Source organism: Cryobacterium sp. TMB1-7 (genome assembly GCF_004402435.1).
Classification (GTDB): domain Bacteria; phylum Actinomycetota; class Actinomycetes; order Actinomycetales; family Microbacteriaceae; genus Cryobacterium; species Cryobacterium zongtaii.
Window position 1 is genome coordinate 1 of record NZ_SOFZ01000017.1, and the last position, 16,167, is coordinate 16,167.

Sequence of the window (16,167 nt, forward strand, 5' to 3'; positions counted from 1 at the left end):
CTAAGACTCTTTGCGCCGATGGTACTGCAGGGGGGACCCTGTGGGAGAGTAGGACACCGCCGGACTTAACTTAGAAACACACAGAAAAGCCACCCCACCAGGGGTGGCTTTTCTGCGTTTAACCCCACCCTCCCCGGTCGAGCCCCTCACGAGCCCCAGAGCCGGCCTCACCGGGTCTCGACAGGCTCGACCGACGAGGACGGTCACGACCCGCAGGGCGGCTCACCAGGGCTCGACAGCCACAGCTCGCGGGCGAAGGGGAGAGGAGGGGTTAGCGCTCGGGGAAGTCGTGCGGGCGGCCGGTGAGGACCGGAGAGAGCTTCTCAAGCCGGCCGCGCTCGAGCAGATGGCCGTTGTACTCGCGGTTACGCCGTACTTCTGCCACGCCGATGAGAAGGTACTCCGGCGGTACCGCCGGGAGGGGCGACACGAACGGCGCCACCTCCGCGGCGAGGCCCTCCGCCAGCCGCACCCGGGTGTCGGGGGAGAGCTGGTGGGCCTGCCGCAGGAACTGCGCCACCCGGCGAGACAGTCGATCGGGCAGGCGGGCGACGTCCACCGTCGCGGCCCAGGACGCCAGGACCGGCGGCAGCACAAAGGTGGGTTCACTGAACCGCGGCACCCTCTCGTGTTGGCTGTAGGTGCCGGCCAGGAGGTCGCCGAGTCGTTTGGAACGGGAGTTGAGCAGGGCGCAGGTGACCGCGAGTCCGCCGAAGGTGAGGAAGATCTCGATCACGCCCATCAGCGCCCGAATGAAGGAATGCCGCAGCCCGGTGGCGCCGCCGTCATCCCGCACGATGCGCGCGCCGACCGCCCAGCGGCCCAATGACCGTCCGTGCGAGAGGGTCTCGACCAGCATCGGCACGATCAGCAGCGAGAAGACCAGGCCCGAGATGGCCAGCGCCTGGGCCAAAGCCTCGTCGATTCCGTCGCCGAACAAACTCGAAACCACCAGCGCCATGAGCAGGAAGAAGCCGACGTAGGCCACCCAATCGATCATCGTTCCCGCACCTCGCAGGATCACGCTCGCCGGGCGAACATCGAGGGCAACGGCCTCACCGGTCACCAGCTCGTGCTCGATCAGGGAATCTTCACCGTGATCGGCTGCTTTCCAGGGCTCCGCCATGTCTACTATTGAATCAGATGGATCTTGACGCGTATTCAGCGGCGCACCGCGCCGAATGGGACCGCCTGGCCGTACTCGGCCGCCGGCGGCAACTCAGCGGTGCCCAGTCCGACGAACTGATCCAGGCCTATCAGGCCGGCGCCACCCAGCTCTCGGTCATCAAGACCGCCGCCGGTTCGACGATGCAGGGCGACAGGCTCTCGGTGCTCCTGTCCAGGGCCCGGCTGCGCTTCACGGGCGCGGGCACCAATGTGCTCTCGCAGTTGCCGCGGTTCTTCCTCACCCAGCTACCGGCCGCGCTGTACAGGTTGCGCTGGCTCACCCTGGCGGTGGCCGTGGTGACGTTTGTCGTCGCGGGCCTCTACGCGGTCTGGGCCACCAACAACCCCGACGTGCTGGCCAACTTCGGGTCTCCCGCCGAGCTGGAGCAACTCGCGAACCAGAGCTTCGTCTCCTACTACTCTGAGAACCCCGCGGCGTCCTTCGCCGGACGGGTGTGGACCAACAATGCCTGGATCGCGGCGCAGTGTGTCGCGTTCGGCATCCTGGGCGTCTACGTGCCGTACATCGTCCTGCAGAATGCCCAGAACCTCGGCGTCACCGCGGCGGTGATGTTCGCCTACGACGAGGGCGACACGTTCTTCCTCTACATCGCCCCGCACGGCTTGCTGGAACTGACCGCGATCTTCGTGGCGGCAGCAGCGGGCCTTCGCATCTTCTGGGCCTGGATCGCGCCGGGTGCCCGCACCCGCGGTCAGGCCCTGGCCGAGGATGCCCGCGCGCTGTTCACGGTGGCGATCGGACTGGTTTTTGTGCTGCTGGTGTCCGGCATCATCGAGGGCTTTGTGACCCCGGCGCCATGGCCGTGGCCGGTGAAGATCGGCATCGGCGCTGCGGCCCTGCTGGCCTTTCTCGCCTACATGCTGGTGCTCGGCGGGCGCGCCGTGCGCGCGGGCGAGACCGGTGACCTGGCCGAGTTCGAGGCCGGCAGCGCCCGAGTCTTCGCCGGCTGAGCGTCGCCGACTAGAGCCGGCCCGCCGCCTTGAGGGCGATGTAGCGGTCGGCCAGGGCCGGCGGCAGCTCGTCGGGGGCACCGGTGACCACGTCTGCGCCGAGCTGCCGCACAGCCGCGGCCACCCGAGTGGCGTCCAGCAAAGTGCGTTCCGCCGACGCGGCCCTGTACACGTCTTCGCGGGTCCCTCGGCTGCGGGTCAGACCGGCGACCGACGGGTCCGTCACCGATGCCACCAGCACGGTGTGCCGCGAGGTGAGTTGACCGAGCACCGATAGCAGCCCCGTCGACGCGCCGGGGGCATCCATCGGGGTGAGCAACACCACCAGCGCATGCTGGCCGGTGATGCCACGGATCTGGCCGGGAAGGGCCGTCCAGTCCATCTCGATGAGCTCGGGTTCGATCAGCGCCATGCCGTCCACCATGCGGCTGAGCAGTTCGGCTCCCGACGCGCCCTGCACCCGGGCCCGCACCCGGCGGTCCCAGGCCAGGAAGTCCACCCTGTCACCGGCCCTGGACGCCAGTGCGGCCAGAAGCAGCGCCGCCTCGAAGGCGGTGTCCAGCCGTGGTTCGTCGGCGACCCGGGCGGCGGAGGTGCGGCCGGTGTCGATGACGATCACAATGCGTCGGTCACGTTCGGGCCGCCAGGTGCGCACCACGACGTCGTTGCGGCGCGCGGTGGCACGCCAGTCGATGGACCTCACGTCGTCGCCGCGCACGTATTCGCGCAGGGAGTCGAACTCGGTACCCTGGCCGCGCACGAGCACGCTGGTGCGTCCGTCGAGCTCCTTGAGCCGGCTGATCCGGCTCGGCAGGTGTTTGCGGGAGTGGAAGGGCGGCAGCACCCTGATCTGGGCGGGCGCGATGAGGGTGGCCTGCCTGGCCCAGAGGCCCAGCGGGCCCATCGAGCGCACCGTCACGTGGGACGCGGTGCGTTCTCCGCGCCGGGTGGGCACGAGAGTCAGCTCGACGAGGCGTCGTTCCCCGGCCGGCAACGTCACAGCCGTGCGGTTGTTGCCCGCGCCTGCCGACGGCTGCCACCCGTCGCGGACGATGCCGCGAAGTCGGCGGGGACCATCGTTGCGCAGATAGAGCTCGCTGGTCACCTCCTCACCCAGGCGCACCCTGGACGGCAACACCCGGGCCAGGGTCAGCCGCCGCGGCGACGCGGCGAGGGCCAGGTCGATGATCCCGAGTGTCAGGGCGAGCAGCAGCCAGCCGGCCAGGACCGCCAGTGCCCGCGCGGACGTGTCGCCGAGCAGCACGATGGGCACGACGCCGAGGGCGACGAGGAGGACGAAGCGGCCGGTCAGTGTCATCGGATGCGTGTCATCGGTTAGATCGGAACCTGGACCTGCTGCAGCACGCCGTGCAGGATCGTGTCGACGGTGATGCCTTCGAGTTCCGCCTCCGGGCGCAGTTGGATTCGGTGTCGCCAGACTGGCAGCACCATGGCCTGCACGTGATCGGGGGTGATCGACGCGTAACCGCTCAGCCACGCCCAGGCCTTGGCCGCGGCGAGGAGGGCGGTGGTGCCACGGGGGCTCACGCCCAGTTTGGCCGACGGGCTGTTCCGGGTGGCCCTGGCCAGGTCGACGATGTACGCCAGCACGTCGGGGCTCGCACCGACGGCGGCGACGGATGCCTGGGCCGCGGCGAGCTCGGCGGCACCGAGCACCGGGGTGACGCCCGCGGCGGTGAGGTCGCGTGGGCTGAACCCGGTGGCGTGCCGGCGCAACACCTCGAGCTCGACGTCACGCTCGGGGATGTCGAGCACGAGCTTGAGCAGGAACCTGTCCAGCTGGGCCTCGGGGAGCGTGTACGTGCCTTCGTATTCGATCGGGTTCATGGTCGCGGCCACGATGAACGGTTCCGGCAGCGGGAGCGAGAGCCCGTCCACGCTGACCTGGCGCTCCTCCATCGCCTCCAGCAGGGCGGACTGGGTCTTCGGTGGTGTGCGGTTGATCTCGTCGGCGAGCAGGATGTTCGTGAAGACGGGCCCGTTGCGGAACTCGAACTCGCCGGCCTTCGCGTCGTAGATGAGCGAACCGGTCACGTCGCCCGGCATCAGGTCGGGGGTGAACTGCACCCGCTTGGTGTCCAGGCTGAGCGCGTGGCTCAGGGACCGCACCAGCAGGGTCTTGGCCACACCGGGTACGCCTTCCAGCAGAACGTGACCGCGGGAGAGCAGGGCGATGATCAGTCCGGTGACGGCGCCGTCCTGCCCGACGACGGCCTTGCCGACCTCGGTGCGCACCTGCGCGAGGGCGCGGCGCAGGCTGTCGGTCGAGGCGTCGGCTGGGCTGGTCTCGGCGGATGTCGGGGCGTGGCTGGTCATGGTTCCATTCTTCCGGTTGACGGGCGAGCGGTGGGGGAGGGCCCGGCGCCGGGCGGGCGGGCGGCGAGGGCGGTGGCGCGTTCCAGTTCGTCGATGGCGTCCGACAGCGCCATCATGGCGGCGTCGCTGCCCGGCACCTCACCGACGAGCACGGCGTGCACGCGCTCCGGCGGCAGGGCGGTGAGCGCCGCGACAGTGCGGATCACCTGGTCGAGGGGCGCGGTCCGGGGCAATCCCGCGGCCTGGGCCATCCGGGCCACCGCACCGATCCGGATCGCGTCGACCGCCCGCAGCCGGGCGCTGCCGCGGGCGTACAGCCGCGCGCGCCCTTCCATGGTCTCGCTGGCCCGCACGACGACGGGCAGGTTCTCGGCGACCAGGGGGCCGAACCGGCGGCCGCGCCACACCATGGCGGTGACGGCGACGCCCACCAGCAGGAGCAGCACCGGCGTCACCCAGCCGGGCGTGAGCGCGCCGAGCGAGGGCGGGCCGGTGACGGGCACGTCGGCCAGGGTCGGCAGATACCAGACCAGGGTGTCGGTGGCGCCGAGAAGGTTGAGGGCCAGCGCGGCATTGCCGTAGGTGGCGATCTCGTCGTTGGCGAACACCGCGGTGTCGGCAACCAGGGTGACGGTGCGGTCATCCGTGACCCGTTCGATCACCGAGAAGGTGTCGTTCTCGCCGGGGAAGCAGCCCGTATAGCCGGCGGTGCCCGCGGGCAGGCCGAGTGTCTTGCCGCCGGGTGAGATCGTTTCGGCGCGCTCGGCGGCCGGAACCGGGCACTCGGCGTCGAGGGAGTCCGCGCCAGACACGCCGCCGAACCCGACTTCGGGGGCCAAGGCCTGCAGGGCACGGAAGTCGGGGTCAACGACAACGGTGCGGCCGGCCAGATCACCGAGCCGATCGAGCTGGTCGGTGCTGAGGTAGCCGGACTCGTCGGACAGGAACAGGGTGGCATTCCCGGCCGCGGCCGTCGCATCGCCGGCCTCGTCGAGGGTGTCCACCGGCACGACGGTCACCCCCTGCTGGCGGAGCACCTCGACGACGGCCATGCCGCCGGTCGGAGCGGGGTTGTCGGCCCCCAGCCGCGGGCCGGCGGCGCCCCCGGCCCCGGTGAGGATGAAGGCGACGACGGCCACGAGCAGGGCGCCGACCCCCGCGACGACCCAGAACACGGACCTCCGCAGCGCGAGGCGAATCGTGGGCGTGCTCGACACCGGACTCGCGGTGGTGACGGCGCTCACGGAGCCACCGGCGCCGTCGAGCGGGGACGGGCGGCCCGCAGATCGGCGTCGAGGTCGACCAGAGCGGAGTAGCCCTGCTCGGTTCCGATGCCGCCGAGGTAACGCACGCTCTCGAATACGCTCGCGCCACTGATCAACCGGGCCCGTTCGTCGGGGAAGGCGTCGCCGGCCAGTTCGGCGACGCGGTGCGCCGTCGTTCCCGGTGTCGGCCGCAGGATGGTGCGTTCCGCCAGCCCCTGGGCGATGGCCCGGAAGGCCTCCTCGCTGGCGAGGGTCCAGTCGCCGGCCGATGCGGCGGCGGCGGCCGATTTACGCAGTTGATCCGCGGTGCGGCGATCATCGGCGGCGAACAGTCCCGCGGCCTTCCGGCGGCGCCGTGCCCGCCGGGGCAGCCCGAAAACGAGCACGGCGGCCACCAGCAGGGCGATCCCGATCAGCGTCGCGACCAGCGGGATCCAGCCCCCGCTGCCGTCGCCGACGAAGGACAGCGAAGAGAACCAGTCGAAGATCGCCTGGGAGAGCCTGTCGAACCAGGTGGGCTGGGCCGCCTGGTAGGGAGCCTTGGCGAGCTCATCGCGCAGCCACTGCTGCGCGTCGGGCGCGCCGGGATCCACCGGGATCCCCATCCACGGCAGAACCGGCCCCCACCCCGCGATCATGCCCAGGGCGACCCCGGGTCGGGGCGGGTCGCAGTGTCGGCGGCAGCGGGCGCGGTGCGGGTGAGGTAGGGATCGCTGGCCTTGGCGCCGGGGGCCGCTTCGACGAACCTCTGCAGCTCCAGGTCAAGGCCCTCCTTGCGCATCCGCAGGTCGATGTAGATCAGGGCAACGGCGGCCGACTGCACGACGGCGGTCACGGCGCCCAGGACCAGGGCGATCAGGAGCGTGAGGACGTACAGCACGATGGCGGGAATGTAGGCGTCGAAGGCGGCGTTCGGGTCGATCAGGCTGAGCACCACGCTGAACAACAGCGACAGCGGGGTGGTCACGATCTGCGCGACGACGTTCACGATCACCGTGATCAGCAGCAGAACACCCAGGGTGCGCCAGAAGAAGCCGCCCGTCAACGACCAGGAACGCCGGATCGCCTGCCGGATGCCCAACCGTTCCAGCACGATCAGGCTCGGGACGACGGCGGTCTTGGTGCTCACCCAGGCTCCCAGGGCGAGGAGCCCCAGTCCGCCGAAGACACCGACGATCACGGCCGCTGCGATCCACCCGCCGCCCAGGAGCACGCACACGAAGACCAGTCCACCGATGAGCAGCACGCCGACCAGCAGCGCCGCGCTGAGCAGCAGGGTCCAGCCGACCAGTGGCCACACCCGCCGACCCACCTGGCGCCACAGCGCGCCCAGGCGCAGCTTCTCACCCAGGGTCGCCCGGGACACCTCGAGCACGATCACGCCCTGCAGAAGAGCCGACGCGACGATGGCCAGGGCGACAGGTATCAGGGCGGACAGCACGATGGTGAGGATCGCGCCGGCCTCGACGGCATCCTGTTCATCGACCGGCGCCGAGGCGACCCGGCTGAGGGCGAAAAAACTCACCAGGCCGACGACGACCAGGGTAATCAGGAGCGTGGCGCCCTGCACGATCAGTGCGCTGCCGAAGGTGGCCTTGGGATTGCGCCGCAGAACCTGGAAGGGAGCGCCGAGCAGGGTACCGAAGCCCAGCGGGCGCAGCGGAATCAGACCGGGCTTGGGCGGCGGGGCCCAGGCGGGCGGCGCACTGGGCCGGTAGCCGCCGGACGGTGCCGCCGGAGGGGTGCCGGGCGCGCCTGTCGGGGCGTATTCGCCGTAGCGAGGTACGCCGGGGGAGGTGGTCGGTGGGTGCCAGTCTGGGTCCGTCACGCCTCCATGCTGGCATACCCGGACTGCACTGTGTGGCCTGCGCGATATCTCGGAGCCGTGTCGACTATTCTTGTGCCAGAGATTGCCCGTGTCGTGCGCGTTATTGCCCGGTGACCGGGCGGAAAACGGATCAATGAACTCACGCATTTTGGTTGTCGACGATGACCCCGCACTCGCTGAGATGATCGGCATCGTCCTGCAGGGCGAGGGCTTCGAGCCGCACTTCTGTGCGGACGGGGCGCAGGCCCTTGACGCGTTTCACAGCGTCGTGCCCGACCTGGTGCTCCTCGACCTCATGCTGCCCGGGCTGGACGGCATCGAGGTGTGCAGCCTGATCCGGGCCGAGTCCGGCACCCCCATCATCATGCTGACGGCGAAGTCGGACACCACCGATGTGGTCAAGGGGCTGGAATCCGGCGCGGACGACTACATGGTCAAACCGTTCAACCCCAAGGAGCTCGTCGCCCGGATTCGTACCCGGCTGCGACCGGTCCCGGTGGAGACGCCCGCCAGTCTGCAGATCGGCGACCTCGTCGTCGACGCCGCCGGCCACGAGGTCAAGCGCGGAGAGCAGAGCATCAACCTGACTCCGCTGGAATTCGACCTGCTGCTGGCGTTGGCCTCCAAACCAGCCCAGGTCTTCACCCGTGAGATGCTCCTCGAACAGGTCTGGGGCTATCACTACAAGGCCGACACCCGGCTGGTCAATGTGCACGTTCAGCGTCTGCGCGCCAAGGTCGAAGACGACCCTGACAACCCGCGCATCGTGATGACCGTGCGCGGAGTCGGCTACCGCGCCGGCGCCGCCAGCTAGGGGCCCGGTGGCTGCGCGGTTGGACGTGTGGAGGCTGGACTGGCGATCGTGGGGATCGTGGCGCCGCCTGGCCCAGCAGCTGCGGCGCAGCTGGCGCTCATCCCTGCAGTTCCGCACCGTCGCCATCACGGTGCTGGCGTCGGGCGCCGCCATTGGACTGGTCGGCGTGTACATGTCGGTCAGTGTCGGCAACGACCTGTTCCAGTCGCGGCTGACCCAGATTCTGGTGGACTCCAACCGGGCCACCAGCGCCGCCCAGGGAATCCTGGACTCCTCGGATGCCGTCGACCGGGTGCAGGTGCAGACGCTGTTGGAGTCAGCCCGCACGTCGATCTCCGCCGCGTCGTCGAGCCGGCTGGTCGCCGTCTTCAGGGTGCCGGGGCAGGAATCGTCGACCGTGGCACCCCAGGACTCCTCGACGTTCGGATCATCCACCGCGGTCATCTCGCCGGAAATCCGGGAGGCCGTGCAGGACGACGCCGACGGGCAGTTCTGGCAATCGGTGACTCTGGCCTCCGACGACGGTTCGTCGGTGCCCGGAATCGTCGTCGGCTCCCAGATCACGGTCCCCGTCGCCGGGCGCTACGAGCTGTACATCGGGTACAGCCTCGCCGACGCCGAATCGACGCTGCTGTTCGTGCAGCGGACCCTGGGCGGCGCCGGCCTGGCCCTGATGGTGTTGATCGGAGCGGTCACCTGGATCGTGGTGCGCTTCGTGGTCGCCCCGATCCAGGTGGCGGCCCAGACCAGCCAGAAACTCGCCTCCGGTGACCTGGGCGTGCGGATCCCCGAAAAGGGCGAGGACGTGATCGCGACGCTGGCCCGTTCGTTCAACGGCATGGCCGACAGCCTGCAGAGCCAGATCAAGGAACTGGCCGACCTGTCCGAGGTGCAGCAACGTTTTGTGTCCGACGTCTCGCACGAGCTCCGCACCCCTCTCACCACGATCCGCCTGGCCGGAGACCTCCTCTACGACCAGCGGGCCAGCTTCCCGCCGGCCACCGAACGCACCGCGGAGCTGCTGCACACCCAGGTGGAACGCTTCGAGCTGCTCCTGGCGGACCTGCTCGAGATCAGCCGCTATGACGCCGGGTCCGTCGAGCTCGAATCCGAACCCACCAATCTTGTGCATCTGGCGGAGGACGTCATCGACGGCATGCGCTCGCTCGGAGATTCCAAGGGGAGCGAGATCAGGCTGGCCGCGCCCGGCGGGCATCTGGCCGCGGAGATGGACCCACGACGGGTGCGCCGCATCGTCAACAACCTCATCGGCAACGCCATCGAGCACGGCGAGGGCAAACCGATCGTCGTGTCGGTGGACAGCAACGAATCGGCGGTGGCGCTGTCGGTACGGGACTACGGAATGGGCATGACCCAGGCCGAGATCACCCACGTGTTCGACAGGTTCTGGCGGGCTGACCCGTCCCGCAAACGCACGATCGGCGGCACCGGGCTCGGCCTGGCCATCTCCCTCGAGGATGCCGCCGCCCACCGCGGCTGGCTGCAGGTCTGGTCCAGTCCCGGCGCCGGGTCCTGCTTCAGACTGACCCTGCCCCGCACAACCGGCGTCGCGCTGACGGTGTCGCCCAACCCGCTGCCGCCGGCGGATGCCGACACCGCCGGATTCGTGTCGCCCCACGCCGAACCGAGAAGAGACCACCATGCGTAGCCCGGCCAGGCTCGTCGCCGTCGTCACCGCGATGGCCCTCCTGCTCGGCGGCTGCTCGAGCATTCCGCGCACCGGGGCAGTGCAGACCGGCCAGGACGTAGTGGCCGGGGAAAACCCGGCCCCGGTCTTCCTGCCGGACCGGCCACGGGACGGGGCCTCGATGGAGGAGATCCTGACCGGATTCATCGGTGCCGCCACCAGCCCGGACAACAACTACGAGATCGCCAGGGAGTTCCTGACGGCGGATTTCAGCGACACCTGGAAGTCCGACACCGGTGTCACCGTTGAAGACGGGTCTGGGCGCATCGTTGTGCCCGTCGACGACAGCACCATGCTCGTGTCCGTGCGACCGGTGGCCGAGGTCAACGCGATCGGTGAGTACCACGGCGACGCCGCGTCGGCGAACGTGCAACTGCGCTACCAGTTCGCGCAGGTGAACGGCGAGTGGCGGATCAGTGCGGCGCCCAACGGCACCGTTCTCGACCAGAACACCTTCGAGGACGTCTTCAGCGCCCAGTCGCTCTATTTCTTCGACCCGGACTTCCAATTCCTGGTGCCCGACGTGCGGTGGTACCCGCGCGGGACATCCCTGCCGACCAAGATCGTCAACGGCGTGCTCAGCGGACCCAGTGAGTGGCTCGCCGGCGCGGTGACGTCGGCGTTCCCCGAGGGCACCGCCCTCACCGCCGACGCCGTCACCGTGGTGGCCAGGGACGCCAAGGTGGATCTGAACAGCGAGGCGTTGAACGCCGACAGGCTGACCCTGCAGCGGATGAAGAGCCAGCTGGAGAACAGCCTGCCCAGCGGGCTCACGGTCACGGTCACGATCAACCGGAACTCTCAGGACATCGCCGCTCTCGGCGCGAACGAACCCGTGGTGAACCCCCGGGTGGATGCGCGGGCCCTCGTGCTGCGCGATGGCGAGTTCGGGTTCCTTGCCGCGACCGGCAAGACGATCAACCTGTTGCCGGGGCTGTCGGAGTCCGTCGCCGCCCTCGCACCCAGCGCGGTCACGCTGTCGCCGTCGCAGACGGCGGCCGCCGCCCTCACCGCCACCGGGGTCTACGGAGTCAGGGTGGGCGAGGATGCCAGGCTGCTCGATCCGCGGCAGAACCTCATCGCCCCGTCCATCGACGGCTCCGGCTATGTCTGGTCGGTGCCGGGAGACCGGCCCAACGAGCTCTTCGTGTACAACACTCAGGGAGCGGCGCAGGCCATTCCGACGCCCTGGCTGGACTCCTCGGCGATCACCGCGCTCAAGGTCTCCCGCGACGGCACCCGGGTGATCGCGCTGCTGAGCGCGGCCGGCGAGCTGCGCCTCGTGGTGGCCGGTGTGCTGCGGGAGAACGGGGCTCCGGTCGGCCTGGGCGACCCCGTGCAGCTGGCCACCGACGCCGGAATCCCGATGGATGCGACCTGGGTCGACCAGGCAACGGTGGCGTACCTGAGCCTGCAGCCAGACGGAGAAAGTCGCGTCGTCTCCCACGAGATCGGCGGCACCAGCGAGCAGCTCGAGTCGTCGACGGGAATCCGCTCGATCACGGGCAGTAACCTATTGCGCGACCTGCGGGCGCTGTCCGTGGAGGGGTCACTCCTGGTGCAGCGCGGCATCGGCTGGCAGGAACGTATCGACGCGGTCACCCTCGTGGCCACCCAGCAGGGCACCGGCGGCTGAGCCGGCCCTCCTCCCCAGCCGCCGCGGCCGCCGACAGTGCACAGGTGAGCGCGTCAGGCCGCAGGGATCACCCCGACGCGCGAGTCTGACCGGATGACCAGCGACCGAGGGGTGATGCAGACGGTGCGCGCGGCAACCCGTGCCGCCGTCCTCGATGCCTGGGCAGTGCTGATGCCCACCCAGTGCAGCGGCTGCGGCACGCCGGACCGGGCGCTGTGCGCCGCCTGCCTGAGCGCGCTGCGTGCCCAGCCGAGGGCGGTCTACCGGGAGGACCTCACGGTCTGGTCCGCGTTGGAGTACACCGGCGTGGTGGGCAGGGTGCTGGTGGCGTACAAGGACGGCGGTCGAACGGATGCCGCTCCGGCGCTCGCCGTGGCGCTTCGCCTGGCCGTGGGGGCGGCATTGGTCGCCGCAGAGCCCACCCAGGTCTCCAGTGGCATCGTGCTGGTCACCGTGCCGTCCTCCCGCCGGGCCTGGCGGGCGCGCGGGTTCCACCCCGTCGACCTGCTCCTCAGCCGGGCCGGCCTCCGCGGGAGCGCGCTCCTGCGGCCGCGTGCCGGCGTCGCGGACCAGGTCGGGTTGGGCCGGCAGCAGCGGATGGACAACCGCAGCGGCACGCTGGTGGCGACCAGGCCGCTTGCCGGCAGCCGGATCCTGCTCGTCGACGACATCGTGACCACAGGCGCCACCCTCCTGGAGGCCCGGCGCGCCCTCCGACAGGCCGGCGGTGAGGTGGTCGGAGCGGCGACCGTCGCGGAAACACGACGGCACCATCCCGACATTCATCGTTCACGGGAAACTGATTGACAAAAGCTGTGACTTATCCAGCTGGCACGACTACGGTTGTGCCAAAGGCGCGTACCAATCGCCCGGATCAGGGGCGGTTCGCCAGATCTGGAGGTCGTCATGGAAACTAACATCGTTGGACGCAACCTGGGGATCACTGATCGCTTCCGGGAATATGCGACGGAGAAGGCCGAGAAGATCGCCGGCCTCGCCGACAAGGCCCTCGCCCTGGAAATCAAGGTCAGTCGTCACACCGAGAAGAGCGGCGCCGCCGGTAACGACCGCGTCGAACTCACGCTCATCGGCAAGGGGCCCATCGTCCGGGCCGAAGCCGAGGGCAGCGACAAGTACGCGGCCTTCGACATCGCCCTCGGCAGGCTCCTGGAACGGGTGCGTCGAGCCAAGGACCGCCGGAAGGTGCACCGTGGGGGCGCGCACCGGCCCACCTCGCTGCATGAGGCGTCGTCGTCAGGTTTCGCGGTGATCGACATCGTCCCGGCCGACGTTGAGACCCTGGAGCGCGTGCGCACCGGGGCGATCCAGGTCGTCTCCGACGAGGCCGGCGAGACCGAAGAAGCCGAGGAGGTCTACAGCCCGGTGGTCATACGTCGCAAGGTCTTCTCTGCCGCGCCCATGACCGTGGACGACGCCCTGTACTTCATGGAGCTCGTCGGTCACGACTTCTACCTGTTCCAGGATGCCGAATCCAACCGGCCCAGCGTCGTCTACCGGCGCAAGGGCTGGGATTACGGTGTCATCGAACTGGACCCGAACTCCGACGCAGCGAGAGAGCTGGCGTCAGTGTCCAGCGGGTCCAGCTCCTGACCAACTAGCATTGCTATAGTTGCCGGCTAGGTCGGCGCTACGTGCGTCCGACCGGACGACAGGCGTGTTCGCACGCCGTGACGACTAGTGGAGTGCATTCGTGGCCGGAATACTGGAAAAAGTTCTTCGTGTTGGCGAGGGGCGCATTCTGCGTCGACTCGAGAGCTACGCAAAGGCCATCAATGCGCTGGAAGACGACTTCAGCACCCTCAGTGATGAGGAGCTGAAGAACGAGACCGTGCAGTTGCGTGAGCGTTACTCGGGCGGTGAGTCGCTGGACGACTTGCTGCCCGAGGCGTTCGCCGCCGTACGAGAGGCCTCCACCCGCACCCTGGGCCTGCGGCACTTCGACGTCCAGCTCATGGGCGGCGCGGCCCTGCACCTGGGCAACATCGCCGAGATGAAGACCGGTGAGGGCAAGACCCTGGTCGCCACCACGGCGGCCTACCTCAACGCCATCACCAGCCGTGGTGTGCACGTCATCACGGTCAACGACTACCTGGCCAGCTACCAGAGCGAACTGATGGGCCGCGTGTTCCGCGCCCTGGGCATGACCACCGGATGCATCGTCTCCGGACAGACCCCCGCGCAGCGTCGCGAGATGTACGCCTGCGACATCACCTACGGCACCAACAACGAGTTCGGCTTCGACTACCTGCGCGACAACATGGCCTGGCAGGCCAGCGACATGGTGCAGCGCGGTCACTACTTCGCGATCGTCGACGAGGTCGACTCGATCCTCATCGACGAGGCCCGCACCCCGCTGATCATCTCCGGACCCGCATCGGGGGAGGCGAACCGCTGGTTCACCGAGTTCGCCAGCCTCGCCAAGCGCCTCGTCGTCGACGAGGACTTCGAAGTCGACGAGAAGAAGCGCACCGTCGGAGTGCTCGAACCCGGCATCGAAAAGGTCGAGGACTACCTCGGCATCGACAACCTCTACGAATCCGCGAACACCCCGCTGATCTCGTTCCTGAACAACGCCATCAAGGCCAACGCCCTGTTCAAGAAGGACAAGGACTACGTCGTGATGAACGGCGAGGTGCTCATCGTCGACGAGCACACCGGCCGCATTCTGATGGGCCGCCGCTACAACGAGGGCATCCACCAGGCGATCGAGGCCAAGGAAGGCGTCGCGGTCAAGGCCGAGAACCAGACCCTGGCCACCGTGACCCTGCAGAACTACTTCCGCCTGTACTCGAAGATCTCCGGCATGACCGGAACCGCCGAGACCGAGGCCGCCGAATTCATGAGCACCTACAAGCTCGGCGTCGTCGCGATCCCCACCAACAAGCCGATGCAGCGCATCGACCAGTCCGACCTCATCTACAAGAACGAAGAGGCCAAGTTCGGCCAGGTCGTCGAGGACATCGTCGAGCGCCATGCCAACGGACAGCCGGTCCTGGTCGGCACCACGAGCGTCGAGAAGAGCGAATACCTCTCCCGCCTGCTGGCGAAGAAGGGCGTGCGCCACGAGGTCCTCAACGCCAAGAACCACGCTCGCGAGGCCGCCATCGTCGCCCAGGCCGGCCGCCTGGGCTCGGTCACCGTCGCCACCAACATGGCCGGCCGTGGCACCGACGTGATGCTCGGCGGCAACGCCGAATTCCTCGCCGTCGCCGCGATGAACGCGAAGGGCCTGAGCCCGGTCGAGACACCGGACGAATACGAAAAAGAGTGGGACGACGTCTTCGCCGCCGTCAAGGCCGAGGTCTCCGAGGAGGCCGACAAGGTCATCGCCGCCGGCGGACTGTACGTGCTCGGCACCGAACGCCACGAGTCCCGCCGCATCGACAACCAGTTGCGCGGCCGCAGCGGTCGCCAGGGCGACCCGGGCGAGAGCCGGTTCTACCTCTCGCTCACCGACGACCTGATGCGCCTCTTCAACGCCGGCGCCGCCGAAAGCCTGATGGGCCGCCAGGGTGTTCCCGACGACATGGCCATCGAGTCCAAGGTGGTCAGCCGTGCGATCCGCAGCGCCCAGTCGCAGGTCGAGGGCCGCAACGCCGAGATCCGCAAGAACGTCCTCAAGTACGACGACGTGCTCAACCGCCAGCGCGAAGCGATCTACAGCGACCGACGGCACATCCTCGAGGGTGACGACCTGCACGAACGCACCCAGCGGTTCCTCGAAGACGTCATCGACGAGGTGCTCGAGGTCCACACCGGCGAAGGCAACGGCGACGACTGGGACTTCGACGCCCTGTGGACCGAGCTGAAGACCCTCTACCCCGTCGGCCTCACCATCGACGAGGTCATCTCCGAAGCGGGCAACAAGGGCAAGATCAACCGTGACTTCATGCGCCGGGAGATCATCTCCGACGCCAAGGTCGCCTACGCCCGCCGTGAGGAATCGCTCGGTTCACCCGCGATGCGCGAACTCGAACGCCGCGTGGTGCTCTCGGTCATCGACCGGCGCTGGCGCGAGCACCTCTACGAGATGGACTATCTCAAGGACGGCATCGGCCTGCGCGCGATGGCGCAGCGCGACCCGCTGGTCGAGTACCAGCGTGAGGGCTTCGCCATGTTCCAGCAGATGATGGGCCAGATCCGCGAAGAGACCGTCGGGTTCCTGTTCAACCTCGAGGTCGAGGTGTCCCAGCCGGCCGGTGCCGTCGACGCGCCGATCGTCGCCGCCAAGGGCCTGACCCCTCCGGCCGAATCCGGCCAGGAGAAGCTGAGCTACACCGCCCCGAGCGACTCCGGCGGAGTCGAGGTGCGCAACCAGCGCGGCCAGATCCAGCAGGCCGCGACGGACCGTGCCCGCCGCGCCGCCGCGCCCGCCGTCGCCGACGCTGAACCGGCCGTGCCGGCCGGCCCGCCGCAGCG

13 protein-coding genes are annotated in these 16,167 nt (G+C 69.0%); 7 read left to right on the forward strand and 6 right to left on the reverse strand.

All coding sequences use genetic code 11. From position 1 onward, the window contains the following. Window positions 1-271: 271 nt before the first annotated feature. Window positions 272-1,126, reverse strand: a complete 855-nt coding sequence (locus E3O60_RS06450) for an RDD family protein (protein ID WP_134480889.1) — start codon at window positions 1,124-1,126, stop codon at window positions 272-274. A gap of 17 nt (window positions 1,127-1,143) precedes the next feature. On the opposite strand from E3O60_RS06450, the gene E3O60_RS06455 reads away from it, so the two are divergent. Next, window positions 1,144-2,139: a stage II sporulation protein M gene (locus E3O60_RS06455; protein WP_088455311.1), complete on the forward strand. Its 996-nt coding sequence runs from the start codon at window positions 1,144-1,146 to the stop codon at window positions 2,137-2,139. Between the two features lie 10 nt (window positions 2,140-2,149). On the opposite strand, the gene E3O60_RS06460 is transcribed toward E3O60_RS06455, so the two are convergent. From E3O60_RS06460 to E3O60_RS06480, 5 genes are read right to left on the reverse strand one after another with little or no spacing between them, the layout of a single operon-like run. Next, complete coding sequence (locus E3O60_RS06460; RefSeq protein WP_134480888.1) at window positions 2,150-3,457, reverse strand: DUF58 domain-containing protein; 1,308 nt, start codon at window positions 3,455-3,457, stop codon at window positions 2,150-2,152. A gap of 17 nt (window positions 3,458-3,474) precedes the next feature. Then, window positions 3,475-4,476: a MoxR family ATPase gene (locus E3O60_RS06465; RefSeq protein ID WP_088455313.1), complete on the reverse strand. Its 1,002-nt coding sequence runs from the start codon at window positions 4,474-4,476 to the stop codon at window positions 3,475-3,477. Then, a complete protein-coding gene (locus E3O60_RS06470; RefSeq protein ID WP_134408138.1) occupies window positions 4,473-5,720 on the reverse strand; it encodes a DUF4350 domain-containing protein in 1,248 nt (415 codons plus the stop codon). The genes E3O60_RS06465 and E3O60_RS06470 overlap by 4 nt, the downstream gene beginning before the upstream one ends. After that, window positions 5,717-6,334 carry a DUF4129 domain-containing protein gene (locus E3O60_RS06475; protein WP_166788784.1) on the reverse strand — a complete coding sequence of 206 codons (618 nt, stop codon included), beginning with the start codon at window positions 6,332-6,334 and terminating at the stop codon, window positions 5,717-5,719. The genes E3O60_RS06470 and E3O60_RS06475 overlap by 4 nt, the downstream gene beginning before the upstream one ends. Window positions 6,335-6,375: 41 nt before the next feature. Next, the gene (locus tag E3O60_RS06480) at window positions 6,376-7,569 is read right to left on the reverse strand and encodes a hypothetical protein (RefSeq protein ID WP_134480887.1); all 1,194 of its coding nucleotides are present in this window, start codon (window positions 7,567-7,569) and stop codon (window positions 6,376-6,378) included. A gap of 133 nt (window positions 7,570-7,702) precedes the next feature. On the opposite strand from E3O60_RS06480, the gene mtrA reads away from it, so the two are divergent. The 6 genes from mtrA to secA form a co-directional block, all read left to right on the forward strand. Continuing rightward, on the forward strand, window positions 7,703-8,383 hold the full coding sequence (gene mtrA / locus E3O60_RS06485; RefSeq protein WP_088455317.1) for an MtrAB system response regulator MtrA: 681 nt from the start codon (window positions 7,703-7,705) through the stop codon (window positions 8,381-8,383). Window positions 8,384-8,408: 25 nt separating this feature from the next. After that, window positions 8,409-10,052: an MtrAB system histidine kinase MtrB gene (gene mtrB, locus E3O60_RS06490; RefSeq protein ID WP_088455318.1), complete on the forward strand. Its 1,644-nt coding sequence runs from the start codon at window positions 8,409-8,411 to the stop codon at window positions 10,050-10,052. Beyond that, window positions 10,045-11,727, forward strand: coding sequence for an LpqB family beta-propeller domain-containing protein (locus E3O60_RS06495; protein ID WP_165787988.1), 1,683 nt, complete (start codon window positions 10,045-10,047; stop codon window positions 11,725-11,727). Before mtrB ends, E3O60_RS06495 begins: the two co-directional genes overlap by 8 nt. A gap of 93 nt (window positions 11,728-11,820) precedes the next feature. Beyond that, window positions 11,821-12,534 (forward strand): ComF family protein, encoded by a 714-nt coding sequence (locus tag E3O60_RS06500; protein ID WP_133159827.1) that lies wholly within the window; start codon window positions 11,821-11,823, stop codon window positions 12,532-12,534. 99 nt (window positions 12,535-12,633) lie between these two features. Beyond that, window positions 12,634-13,338, forward strand: a complete 705-nt coding sequence (gene hpf, locus E3O60_RS06505) for a ribosome hibernation-promoting factor, HPF/YfiA family (RefSeq protein WP_088455321.1) — start codon at window positions 12,634-12,636, stop codon at window positions 13,336-13,338. A 100-nt stretch (window positions 13,339-13,438) separates the two neighbouring features. Next, window positions 13,439-16,167, forward strand: a 2,729-nt coding sequence (gene secA, locus E3O60_RS06510; protein ID WP_134497546.1) for a preprotein translocase subunit SecA, incomplete at its 3' end; no start/stop codon positions are given.